The organism is Bacteroides sp. ET336, from assembly GCF_024733815.1.
Lineage (GTDB): Bacteria > Bacteroidota > Bacteroidia > Bacteroidales > Bacteroidaceae > Phocaeicola > Phocaeicola cellulolyticus.
The window spans coordinates 39,383-51,642 of sequence record NZ_JANRHK010000011.1 but is presented as its reverse complement, the minus strand read 5'-3'; the positions used below and the strand labels follow the sequence as shown (position 1 = coordinate 51,642).

The following is a 12,260-nucleotide window of genomic DNA, read 5'->3' as shown; positions in this document are numbered from 1 at the left end:
AAACAGACTGAATGAGAAAAGTAGCATTGATTACAGGTATAACAGGACAAGACGGTTCATACCTGGCAGAATTTTTATTGGAGAAAGGATACGACGTACACGGAACTATCAGACGCTCGTCTGTGGATTACAGAGAGAGAATAGCACATCTGGAAGGAAAACCTAACTTCCATCTGCACTATGCGGATCTGGGAGACTCAATGAGCATCATGCAGGTAGTGAGCAAGGTACGCCCTACTGAAGTATATAACCTGGCTGCACAAAGCCATGTGCAGGTGTCGTTCGACTCGCCTGAGTTTACAGCTAATGTGGATGCAACAGGTGTGCTCCGCGTGCTGGAGGCTGTGCGTCTGTGCGGACTGACTGACAGCTGCCGAATATATCAGGCATCGACATCGGAACTGTACGGAAAGGTGGAGGAAGTGCCACAGAACGAGAATACTCCGTTCCACCCCTACTCGCCTTATGCAGTGGCAAAGCTGTACGGATTCTGGATTGTGAAGGAATATCGTGAGGCTTACAACATGTTCTGCTGCTCGGGTATCCTGTTCAACCATGAGAGTGAACGCCGTGGTGAGACTTTCGTGACAAGAAAGATTACTCTGGCTGCCGCACGTATTGCTCAGGGTAAGCAGGAGAAGTTGTATCTAGGTAACCTGGACTCGCTGCGTGACTGGGGTTATGCGAAGGACTATGTGGAATGTATGTGGCTGATTCTGCAGAACGACCAGCCTGAGGACTTCGTAATCGCTACAGGTGAACAGCACAGCGTGAGGGAATTCTGCTATTATGCTTTCAAACGTGCAGGTATAGAGCTTGAATTCAAGGGTGAAGGTATTGACGAAAAGGGTTACGACAAGGCTACAGGAAAGTGTCTGGTAGAGGTGAGCGAAGATTTCTACCGTCCTACTGACGTGGTGAACCTGTGGGGTGACCCGACTAAGGCGAAAGCAAAACTGGGATGGAACCCGACAAAGACAAGCTTCCAGGAACTGGTGAACATCATGGTGGATGCCGACATGGCGAAAGTGGCTGTGGAAAGACACAGCGAGGTGGTGAGAACTAATCTTGCGGAGTATCTGGAGAAGGGAATAGTGAAGTGAGTTGACAAGGCAACAATTACTAGTTAACAAGGCTACAGTTACTAGTTGACAAGGTCTCCATCCGGATAGCTAACCTCGTCAACTTGTCAACTAAAAAACTAAAAGACATGTTAGAAAAGAACGCAAAAATATATGTGGCAGGACACCGCGGACTGGTGGGCTCTGCCATCTGGAACAATCTTCTGCAAAGGGGATATACAAATCTTGTGGGAAGGACTCACAAGGAACTGGATCTGCTGGACGGGGTGGCTGTGAAGAAATTCTTCGACGAGGAAAAACCGGATGCGGTGATTCTGGCTGCTGCCCATGTGGGCGGTATAATGGCGAACTCTATCTACAGAGCTGACTTTATATACAACAATCTGCAGATACAGCAGAACGTGATAGGCGAAAGCTTCCGTCACGGGGTGAAGAAACTGCTGTTCCTGGGAAGTACATGTATCTATCCGAGGGATGCGGAACAGCCGATGAAGGAGGAAGTGCTGCTCACCTCCCCTCTGGAATATACCAACGAACCGTATGCGATAGCTAAGATTGCGGGACTGAAGATGTGTGAGAGCTTCAATCTGCAGTATGGCACAAACTATATAGCGGTGATGCCGACTAACCTGTATGGGCCGAACGACAATTTCGACCTGGAAAGAAGCCATGTGCTGCCGGCCATGATAAGAAAGATCCATCTGGCAAAATGTCTGATGAACGGCGATATGGAGGCTGTAAGGGCTGACCTGAAGAAGCGTCCGGTGGAAGGTGTGGACGGAAATTCTCCGGAAGCTGACATCATAGCTATTCTGGCAAAATACGGCATCCACAATGACCACGTGATGCTGTGGGGCTCGGGAAAACCGATGAGAGAGTTCCTGTGGAGCGAGGAAATGGCAGACGCCAGCGTGCATGTGCTGCTGAATGTGGATTTCAAGGACACTTATAAGGAAGGTGACAAGGATATCAGAAACTGCCATATCAATGTGGGTACGGGCAAGGAACTGAGCATTCACGACGTGGCGATGCTGATCAAAAAGGAAATAGGTTTCGAAGGGGAAATAAGATGGGATGCATCGAAGCCGGACGGCACGATGAGGAAACTTACGGACGTGACGAAACTGCATAACCTGGGATGGCACCACAAGGTGGAAATAGACGAAGGTGTGCACAGAATGTACAAATGGTACACGGAACAATAACGGAATCGAGTACATGGACAATGGCGGGATGTCAACTGATGATATCCCGCCATTTTTATATACGGGAGGCATCTAAACAAGAATGTAACGGAATGATGTAATTATAAATATGTATTCACAATTCAAAAGATTTTACTTGTATTTTTTTCCTATTTATTGGATGTTTTCGCTATATTTGCAAAGTATTATTAATATGAGTATGCATAATCTTTGTGTATTCGTAAAAAATATTAATGATGTAAATTTTGTCTGATATAAAAAATATAAACTAGAAGTATGGAAAAAAAATTCAAGAATCATGCAGTTGTGGGTATGTGTGCCCTGGGACTGATTGGTCTTAATTCATGTCTGAAAGTCGATGAGACTTATGACCTGGACAAGGACTTTGATATGACTATTACTGTTGGGGGAGATTTGACGGTTCCGGGAAGCAGTACAGAGAAAATTGTTTTAAGCGACCTTCTTGATCTGGAAGATAACAGCGTGATTAAAGTAAACAATTCTGCGGGTGACTATTATCTGGTGCAGGATGGGGAAACAAGCTCCACGGACGTAAAAGTACCGGAAGTTGATATCAACATGACGAACGGTTTCAAAGGTGTAAGCCAGACTTTCAACATTCCTGCAGGAATTGGCAGCGATATGCCTGAAGAAAACATAGAATTTAAAGACAATATCGAAATTGACGTTAACGAAAACGGCATTACATCCGACATCAAGAGTATAAGCAATGCTGAGACTTCATGCAGAAACACATATCTGGTATTCTCGAAAAATACAAACCAGATAAAGGCAGTACTGGAAAACGGTTATACCATAGAGTTTCCAAACTATATTACAGTAAAATCAGAGAGTGCTGACTGGACAGCAGAAGGAAACATCCTGAAGCTTACCAAGGCTGAAGGTATGGAAATATCAAACAACACCAAAATAAAATTCCAGATTGTAAATGTAAAATTTGACCAGAATGAGGCTGTCTTTACCAACAATGAAAATGAAAAAGACAACAACTCTGTACATTTCGGAGGAAATATTTCGCTGGACGGAAACGTTAAGGCTTCGGCAATGACTAATGCAGGAGGAAACATCACTCTGTCGGCAAATGTGGAAGCTGAAAACATGGCTATAGAATCGGCAACTGCAGTGGTGGATCCTGAGGTTGACATAAAAATAGATCCTATAAGAATAGACGATATTCCTGACTTCCTGGCTGAAGAAGATGTGATTCTTGACCTTACAGACCCTAGAATTTACATTACAGTGACAAATCCGAGCCCTGTAGCCGTAAACATGGGTGCCGCACTGAGATCGTTTAAGGAAGGTAACAAAAAAGGGGAAGCTTATCTGCAGAATGTAAATATCCCGAAAGAATGTGAGAACTACGTAATCTGTGTAAACCAAAAAAGGGAAGAATGGGATACAACAGAGAAAATCATGTACAAGAAGGTTGAAGGACTGAGCGACCTGATAAAGAACATTCCGGACAGAATAGAAATAACAGACGTGGAAACAAGCGTGGTGCAGGAAGAAGTGACTATAGATCTGAACAAGAACTATACCATCGTTACTGACTACAGGGTGGATACTCCGCTGATGTTCGGCCCTGAAACAAAAATAACATATACTGAGGCTATAGACGGATGGGATGCTGACCTGGAAGATATGGAATTCGACAGAGTGGAAGCATCGATGAACGTGATAAACGAAATACCGCTGGGAGTGAGAATGACAGCAAAGGCCATCGACGTGAATGGCAATGTGCTTGAGAACGTGAAGGTGGATATGGATGTAGAAATCAAAGCCGGAGAAATCGGTGCACCGACAACTCAAAACGTGAAGTTCACTCTGACAACTGACGACGGCAGGATTGCAGGACTGGACGGTATAGAAATCTCTGTTGTGGCATCGGTTGACAACAGCGTAAGCGATGTTACACTGAACGAAAACCAGACTATGCAGTTTACTGAAATAAAACTGAGACTTGTAGGCGGTATTACTATGGATCTGAACTAATATTAAAAGACAAACAAGATGAAGAATATAGCTAAATATATGATGGGAGCTGCCATGATGTGTGCAGCTACAGGGGTTTCTGCCCAGGCTCTTAACTCGGGATATTTTCTGGACGGATATCTGTTCAAGCATCAGCTGAACCCGGCACTGGAAAGCGACAAATCGTATTTCAGTATCCCGGTATTGGGAAACATGAATTTCGGAACAATGGGTAATGTGGGTATGGCAAACTTCATATACCCTACTGCCGGCAACAAACTGACTACTTTCATGAACAGCAGCGTGAGTGCTGATGAGTTTCTTGGAGGACTGAGAAACATCAACAAGATGTCGCTGAACGTGAATACTTCAATCATCTCAATGGGATTCAGAGGATGGGGCGGTTTCAACACTCTGGACATAGGACTGAGATCGAGTTCTTCGGTATATGTGCCTAAGGATTTCTTTGAATTCATGAAGGTGGGACAGAGCGGACCTAATACCGTTTATGACCTGGGAAGCATGGGTATCTCGACTTCCAACTATGTGGAAATCGCCTTGGGACACTCAAGACAGATATTCGACAATCTGAGAGTGGGTGCCAAATTCAAGGTTCTGCTGGGCGGTCTGTATGCCAACATGAACCTGAGCAATACAAAAGTAACGCTGAGCGAAGACAAATGGGAAGTGATGGCCAACGGAGAGATGAATATCGCAATGGCAGGACTGAACGTTCCGACAAAAGAGGAAAGCGGTGCTGAATATACAGGTAACGAGGGTACGCTGGTGGATTTTGACAATATAGAAATGAACTCTCCGGGACTGGGAGGATTCGGTCTGGCATTGGATCTGGGTGCCACATACGAGGTGATGGATAATCTGACTGTATCGGCTGCCATCAAGGATCTGGGATTCATGAACTGGAGCAACAATACTTATGCTTCGACTAACAACGAGCCTTGGACTTTCGAAGGTTTCCATAACCTGTCAATAAACGAAGATGATGGTAACTCGCTGGACGACAAATTGGAGGAAAAATTTGATCAATTTGAAGACTATACTAACCTGCACAGAAGAAGCGCAGGAGGAAAACTGAACAGGGCACTGGCTGCTACACTGAATCTGGGTGCGGAATATGCATTGCCTATGTATGACAAACTTTCGTTCGGCTTCCTTTCTTCTACAAGAATCAACGGTAAGTATTCATGGAGCGAAGGACGTTTCTCGGCTAACGTTTCTCCTCTGAGCTGGTTTGAAGCCGGCATCAACTACGGTATCACATCGTACGGTAGCACAATGGGTTGGATTGTGAACTTCCACCCTAGAGTATTGAGTCTGTTCGTAGGTATGGACTATATAGTAGGAAAGGTGAGCAAGCAGTATATTCCTCTGAACAACATGAATATGAACCTGAGCTTCGGTCTGAACGTGACTTTCTGAAAAAAACGACTGATTTTATTTTAATCTGATAATTGAGGCAGCAAGAGTCTTTATGATAAAGATTCATGCTGCCTCAAACTTTTTTTCATCTTTATTTTTCACATAAATATAATTATTACATATCTTTGTAAAAACAGATAATCAGTAAACACTTCTATATGGGAAATTATATTCGATTCGACTGGGCAATGAAACGCCTGCTGAGAGACAAGGCTAACTTCAAAGTACTGGAAGGACTACTCACTACTCTACTGAACGAGGAAATAAAAATTGTGAACCTGTTGGAGAGCGAAAGCAACCAGGAGGAAGAATTTGACAAATATAACCGAGTGGATATGCTGGCAGAAAACTCCAAAAAGGAACTGGTGCTGATAGAGGTACAAAACAACAACGAATATGCATACTTCCAGAGAATGCTGTTCGGTACTTCAAAGCTGGTGACAGAATACATAAACCGTGGAGAAGGATATGACAAGGTGAGAAAGGTTTATAGTGTGAATATTGTATATTTCTCGCTGGGACACGGAAAGGATATAGTATATCACGGAAAAACCGAATTCAGGGGAATACACAAAAATGACATACTGGAACTGACACCTTTCCAGAAACAGACTTTTAAGGTGGACGCCGTGAGCCAGCTGTATCCTGAATATTATATTCTAAAAGTGAATGACTTCAACAGCGTAGCCCGAACGCCACTTGAAGAATGGATAGCATATCTTAATACGGGACAAATAGCTGAAAGCGCAAAAGCTCCGGGACTGGATGTGGCCAGAGAAAAACTGAAAATAGATAATATGTCAAAAGACGAAAAAAACGCTTACTACAGACATCTGGATAACATTGTAATCCTTAGAGACAATATAAACACAGAAAGAGCGGAAGGAAGAGCGGAAGGAAGAGCGGAAGGAAGAGCAGAAGGAAGAGCAGAAGGACTGAAAGAAGGAAAAGCAGAAGGACTGAAAGAAGGAAAAGCGGAAGGACTGAAAGAAGGAAAAGCGGAAGGTATTACATCAGTAGCATTGAAAATGAAAAATATGGGTGTAGCTATTGATCTGATTATGGAAGCTACCGGACTGAGTAAAAAAGAAATAGAGGGACTATAAAAATAGTCCCTCATTTATTTACATACTGTTATTCAAAGTCAATTATTTGACGGATAATTTACCTTACTTGAAATACTTAACTACAATTATTCTACATACAGTACCAGTCCCTTGAGGTATTCACCTTCAGGATGGTATATATTGACCGGATGATCGGCCGGCTGTGTGAGCTGGTGCATGATGCGTACGCTTCTGCCACTCTGGGCTGCAGCAGTGAAGACTGCATTGCGGAAATCCTGTTTGCTTACTACCTGGGAGCAGGAGAAGGTGAAGAGGATGCCTCCCGGACGGATTTTCTCGAATGCCTTGGCATTGAGCTTGGTGTAGCCGCGAAGGGCATTGCGAAGGGCTCCGCGATGTTTGGCGAATGCCGGCGGGTCGAGGATTATAAGGTCGTACTCCCCTCCCATCCTGTCGAGATACTTGAAGGCATCTTCGGCAAAGGCTTCATGACGCTTGTCGCCAGGGAAGTTAAGCTCTACGTTGGCACGTGTGAGGTCGATGGCCTTGGATGAGCTGTCAACGGAATGGACAAGACGGGCTCCGCCTCGCATGGCGTAGAATGAAAATCCTCCGGTGTAGCAGAACATATTGAGGACGTTGCGGCCGAGCGAATAGTGTTCGAGAAGGGCACGGTTGTCACGCTGATCGACAAAGAAACCTGTTTTCTGACCTTTGAGCCAATCGACGTGGAAGAGAAGGCCGTTCTCCATTGCCACATTCTCTGTACTGCCTCCGAGGAGGAATCCGTTCTCTGTAGATTCAAGATCGGCCTTGAAAGGGAGCGTGGTCTCACTCTTATAATATATGTTGCTGACGGTGTCGCCCATCACTTCCTTGAGTGCCTTGGCTATCTCGTGACGATAGACGTGCATTCCGGCAGAGTGTGCCTGCATGACGGCTGTATGGTCGTAGAGGTCGATGATAAGGCCGGGAAGATTGTCGCCTTCGCCGTGTACAAGGCGGCAGGCATTGTTGGTTTCTGTTCCGATAAGGCGGAGAGCCTGACGGAGGTTACGCGCAACGGTGAGACGGCGTACCCAGAAATCGTGGTTGATCTCTTCTTTCCTGAATGTGAGCACACGTACGGCGATGCTGCCTATCTGATAGTGTCCGGAAGCTATGTACTGCTTGTCGGATGTATATACTTCAACTACCTCTCCTTCTTCCGGATTGCCCTCTACACGGGCTATGGCGCCGGAAAACACCCACGGGTGAAAACGGAGAAGCGATTCTTCCTTCTTGGGTTTTAAATATACTTTGTTCATGTTATTCAATTAAAAATTAAGAATTAAGAATTAAGAATTAAGAATTAAGAATTAAAAATCAGCGATGCTAACCAATGGTCAACGAAGTTAATTAAGAATTAAAAATTAAAAATTAAGAACTAAAACTGATGACATCCGCCAATTATTAATTATTAATTATTAATTTTTCATTATTAAGTTTCTGATAAATCCTCAGCGTAGCCCATGCATCCGTAGCGGCATACTGTTGCTGTGCTTCGGTCAGGACGTCGGCTTCCCAGTTGGAAAGGCGCTGGCTCTTGGATATTTTCTCGCCGAAGAGTATGGCATATATCTTCTGGAGACTTTTTTCCTGAATGCCGAAACGGGATACATAGTCCTGGAGTTCAATCCAGTTGCCTACCCTCGGGTCCTTGTTGTTCGCACGGCGCAGCATGTTGAAATCGTCGCGGAGAGAGAGTCCTATCTTCAGGACATCGTTCTGCAGAAACTCTTCGAGGAAGTCCGGTATGCCGATGCGGTTGAGCCTGAAAAGGAAACATGTGTCGGATGTGGCAACCTGCAGAAGGGCTACACTGTTCACCTTTCCTTTCTTGAACGAGGGACGGGTTTCGGTGTCAACTCCCACTACGCTGCAACGGTTGAGATAGGCTACAGCCTTGCGGGCATCGTCCTCGGTGTAGATGATAATGATACGGCCGGGGAAAACCACTTTAGGCATTTCGGATATGAGTTTCTTGTCTATTGTGGGTTGGAAGTCTGTCATGTCTGTCCGTGTTTAGCATTTTGATTCTTCACCGTGATACTTTACATTGTGAAGGGCACGCATGACATTGACCAATGTACGCCCCCAGTAGGATGCGAACTGCTCGCGGCAACGCCAGAGGGAATCGTTCATAGTTCTGTCGAGCCCCAGGCTATATACGCATACGAAATCTTTCAGCGGCTGGTAGATGTCTGCCAGACCTTCGGAGATGTTCTGCTTGATAGGTGTGTCGCTGAATGCCATGTCATCAAGGAAAACCTCAAGATAGTCATCGTCAGGACCCAACTGTTCCGCTATCAGGCTGCGCAGATGTTCATAGTCGGTTTCTGTAACGAATGTCTCAGGCTCGATGTCGTCGAGAGGTTCGCAATCGGGAAGCAAGGATGCTTTCAGATAAAGCAGCGGAAGGAGCTTGAGACTGCGATCGACAAACTCGGAGGGCTGCATTTCGGGAGTACGTTCCAGAAAACCGCAAAACTCGGCGGCTACGGTAACGAACTCGACTGTGTTTGCATCGAAAATAGGTTGATTTGATGATTTCATTTGATTTAATTTGTCTGCTATTCTTTAAAATATATGTGCAAAGGTAGGAATTTTTTCTGTTTTTATTGTTTTTTGTTTACTGTTTTCATATCGTTTGTATTATCTTTGCATGAGTATTTTGTAAAACGGTAATTAACTGATATATGTTATGAGTACAAAAAAAGACAATAAAAAATCGAATATAAACTCTAAGGACAATAGTAAAAAGAAGATAAAATCGGCACTGAACGGAGAGACAGGGCACTTTATAGGAGGACTGATATGTCTGATGTTCGGAGTGTATATGTTTCTGGCATTCACTTCGTTCCTGTCGGCAGGAGGAGCCGATCAGAGTGTGACGGCGGTGAACTCGATTGGCGAAACGGAGGTGGTGCAGAACCATACGGGACCGGCGGGTGCCAGACTGGCGGAATTTCTGATAAACGACTGTTTCGGTATTCCGGCATATTTGATAGTGGTGGTGCTGCTTATCGCGGGTACGAAGCTGATGAAGGCATACAACTTTACGGTATGGAAATGGTTCCTGGGATGTATGAGCATAATGTACTGGCTGTCGGTGACACTGGGATTTGCTTTCGGAAAAGTGTTTGAGAATTCTTTCATCTACCCGGGAGGTATGCACGGGTATAATGTGTCGCTGTGGATAGAATCGTATATCGGAGTGCCGGGACTGATATTGCTGCTGCTGTTCTGCGGTATAATAATAGGTATTGCCATCAGAAGACAGACAATGGATGTGGTGAGAAAGGTTATACATCCGGATTTCAAGAAGAATGACAACGCGGCAGACGGCAACAGCGGGCCTAAGGCTGACGAGGAGACAAGGAATGAGGCGGTGGCAGTGGAAGAGGTGAAGGCTCCTGCCGAGGAAGAAACTGCGGCTGAAGACGAGAATGCCGAGGAAGCCGAAGAAAAGACGGAGGAAGAAAAGCCGAAATGGAGTGCAAGACTGATGCCGGGTGGAATATTGGGAAAACTGTTCGGAAAGAAGCATAAGGCGGCTGAAGAAAACGCAGGTGAGAATGATGCTGAAGAAGAGACTGCAGCTGAAGAGGAAAAGGCAGATGAAGAGGATATCATAAGTGTGGACTACGAGAAGAAATATGCCGAATTCAAGCATGAGAATGAACCTGAACCTTATGCCGAGGAGGTTTACAGCGACGACGTAAACTATACGGACAACAGCATAGAACTTCCACTGGATGATGTTCCGGTGAATGCGAAAAAGATTATTGAGGCGGAGAACATGTCGCGACCTGCAAAGGCCGACGACGGGGAGCCTGCTTTCGAGATAGAAGAGACTAAGGAAGAGGAAAAGGTAAGAGGCGACCTGAATGTTCCGTATAATCCGAGACTGGATCTGGAGCTGTATAAGTTCCCTACCCTGGATCTGCTGAAGACTTATCCTGACGACGGGCCGAGCATAGACATGGAGGAACAGAATGCCAACAAGAACAGGATTATCCAGGTGTTGAGAAGTTTCGGAATAGAGATTTCGTCGATAAAGGCTAATGTGGGGCCTACGGTGACACTGTATGAGATCACTCCGGCTGAGGGCGTGAGAATATCGAAAATCAGAAATCTGGAGGATGATATAGCGCTGAGCCTTTCGGCACTGGGAATACGTATAATTGCCCCTATACCGGGAAAAGGTACGATAGGTATAGAAGTGCCTAACGCGAGTCCGAAAATCGTTCCTATGAGCTCTGTGCTGGCAAGCAAGAAGTTTCAGGAGAGTACTTACGAGCTGCCTATAGCGCTGGGTAAGACTATCACCAACGAGGTGTTCATGGTGGATCTGGCAAAGGCTCCGCATATGCTGGTGGCAGGTGCTACAGGACAGGGTAAGTCTGTGGGACTGAACGCCATCGTGACATCACTGCTTTATAAGAAGCATCCGAGCGAACTGAAATTCGTGATTATCGACCCTAAGAAGGTGGAATTCGCCATCTATGCACCGATAGAGAAGCATTTCCTTGCAAAACTGCCTGATGCGGAGGACGCAATCATCACTGACGTGACAAAGGTGGTGCAGACACTGAACTCGCTGTGTGTGGAGATGGATACGAGATATGACCTGCTGAAGAAGGCGGGATGCAGAAACATAAAGGAATATAACGCGAAATTCATCAACCGACAGCTTAATCCGGCAAACGGACACAAGTTCATGCCTTACATAGTGATAATTATAGATGAGTTCGGCGACCTGATAATGACTGCGGGAAAAGAAGTGGAACTTCCTATATGCCGTATAGCTCAGCTGGCACGTGCGGTGGGAATACATGCGATAATCGCGACTCAGAGACCGACAACGAACATTATCACAGGTACCATCAAGGCAAACTTCCCTGCACGTGTGGCTTTCAGAGTGGCATCTATGATGGACTCAAGAACTATTCTGGACAGACCGGGGGCACAGCAGCTTATCGGTAAGGGTGATATGCTTTATCTGCAGGGAAATGATCCGGTGCGTGTGCAGTGTGCATTTGTGGATACTCCGGAGGTGGAGAAGATTTCGGAATACATAAGCAAACAGCAGGGCTACCCTACCGCTTTCGAGCTGCCTGAATATGTGGATGAGAATGCGGAACCTAGCGGAGCTGCGGATGTGGATATGAACAGACTGGACCCTATGTTTGAGGAAGCTGCAAGACTGATTATTTATCATCAGCAGGGTTCTACTTCGCTTATACAGAGAAAGCTGTCGCTGGGATATAACAGGGCGGGACGTATCATGGACCAGCTGGAGAGAGCGGGTATCGTGGGTCCGGCAAACGGCAGCAAGGCGAGAGATGTGCTGTGTATTGACGAGAATGACTTGCAGATGAGACTTGGTCAATTAAGAGCTAATAATTAATAATTAAGAGTTAACAATTAAA

9 protein-coding genes are annotated in these 12,260 nt (G+C 45.5%); 6 read left to right on the top strand and 3 right to left on the bottom strand.

All coding sequences use genetic code 11. From position 1 onward, the window contains the following. The first annotated feature begins 11 nt into the window (after window positions 1-11). The 5 genes from gmd (at window position 12) to NW213_RS10855 (ending at window position 6,825) form a co-directional block, all read left to right on the top strand. Window positions 12-1,103, top strand: a complete 1,092-nt coding sequence (gene gmd, locus NW213_RS10875) for a GDP-mannose 4,6-dehydratase (protein ID WP_154042664.1) — start codon at window positions 12-14, stop codon at window positions 1,101-1,103. Window positions 1,104-1,210: 107 nt separating this feature from the next. Further along, entirely contained in the window at window positions 1,211-2,287 is a 1,077-nt protein-coding gene (locus tag NW213_RS10870) for a GDP-L-fucose synthase (protein WP_258322771.1), read from the top strand. A gap of 276 nt (window positions 2,288-2,563) precedes the next feature. Continuing rightward, window positions 2,564-4,300 carry a hypothetical protein gene (locus NW213_RS10865; protein WP_258322770.1) on the top strand — a complete coding sequence of 579 codons (1,737 nt, stop codon included), beginning with the start codon at window positions 2,564-2,566 and terminating at the stop codon, window positions 4,298-4,300. Window positions 4,301-4,318: 18 nt separating this feature from the next. Next, complete coding sequence (locus NW213_RS10860; protein WP_258322769.1) at window positions 4,319-5,719, top strand: DUF5723 family protein; 1,401 nt, start codon at window positions 4,319-4,321, stop codon at window positions 5,717-5,719. A gap of 158 nt (window positions 5,720-5,877) precedes the next feature. After that, window positions 5,878-6,825, top strand: a complete 948-nt coding sequence (locus NW213_RS10855; protein WP_258322768.1) for an Rpn family recombination-promoting nuclease/putative transposase — start codon at window positions 5,878-5,880, stop codon at window positions 6,823-6,825. 86 nt (window positions 6,826-6,911) lie between these two features. Here NW213_RS10855 and NW213_RS10850 read toward each other — a convergent pair whose 3' ends face one another. The 3 genes from NW213_RS10850 to NW213_RS10840 all read right to left on the bottom strand — a co-directional run bounded on the left by NW213_RS10850 (window position 6,912) and on the right by NW213_RS10840 (window position 9,381). Continuing rightward, on the bottom strand, window positions 6,912-8,093 hold the full coding sequence (locus NW213_RS10850) for a class I SAM-dependent rRNA methyltransferase (protein WP_154042661.1): 1,182 nt from the start codon (window positions 8,091-8,093) through the stop codon (window positions 6,912-6,914). A gap of 145 nt (window positions 8,094-8,238) precedes the next feature. Beyond that, on the bottom strand, window positions 8,239-8,838 hold the full coding sequence (locus NW213_RS10845) for a 3'-5' exonuclease (protein ID WP_258322767.1): 600 nt from the start codon (window positions 8,836-8,838) through the stop codon (window positions 8,239-8,241). A gap of 12 nt (window positions 8,839-8,850) precedes the next feature. After that, a complete protein-coding gene (locus NW213_RS10840; RefSeq protein ID WP_258322766.1) occupies window positions 8,851-9,381 on the bottom strand; it encodes a DUF5063 domain-containing protein in 531 nt (176 codons plus the stop codon). A gap of 148 nt (window positions 9,382-9,529) precedes the next feature. Here NW213_RS10840 and NW213_RS10835 point away from each other — a divergent pair, with 148 nt between their 5' ends. Beyond that, window positions 9,530-12,238 (top strand): DNA translocase FtsK, encoded by a 2,709-nt coding sequence (locus NW213_RS10835; protein ID WP_258322765.1) that lies wholly within the window; start codon window positions 9,530-9,532, stop codon window positions 12,236-12,238. The last annotated feature ends 22 nt before the right edge of the window (window positions 12,239-12,260 follow it).

Coding starts and splice junctions, on each gene's coding strand:
- gmd (WP_154042664.1), top strand. CDS start 12: ATGAGAAAAGTAGCATTGATTACAGGTATAACAGGACAAGACGGTTCA.
- NW213_RS10855 (WP_258322768.1), top strand. CDS start 5,878: ATGGGAAATTATATTCGATTCGACTGGGCAATGAAACGCCTGCTGAGA.
- NW213_RS10860 (WP_258322769.1), top strand. CDS start 4,319: ATGAAGAATATAGCTAAATATATGATGGGAGCTGCCATGATGTGTGCA.
- NW213_RS10835 (WP_258322765.1), top strand. CDS start 9,530: ATGAGTACAAAAAAAGACAATAAAAAATCGAATATAAACTCTAAGGAC.
- NW213_RS10850 (WP_154042661.1), bottom strand. CDS start 8,093: ATGAACAAAGTATATTTAAAACCCAAGAAGGAAGAATCGCTTCTCCGT.
- NW213_RS10870 (WP_258322771.1), top strand. CDS start 1,211: ATGTTAGAAAAGAACGCAAAAATATATGTGGCAGGACACCGCGGACTG.
- NW213_RS10840 (WP_258322766.1), bottom strand. CDS start 9,381: ATGAAATCATCAAATCAACCTATTTTCGATGCAAACACAGTCGAGTTC.
- NW213_RS10865 (WP_258322770.1), top strand. CDS start 2,564: ATGGAAAAAAAATTCAAGAATCATGCAGTTGTGGGTATGTGTGCCCTG.
- NW213_RS10845 (WP_258322767.1), bottom strand. CDS start 8,838: ATGACAGACTTCCAACCCACAATAGACAAGAAACTCATATCCGAAATG.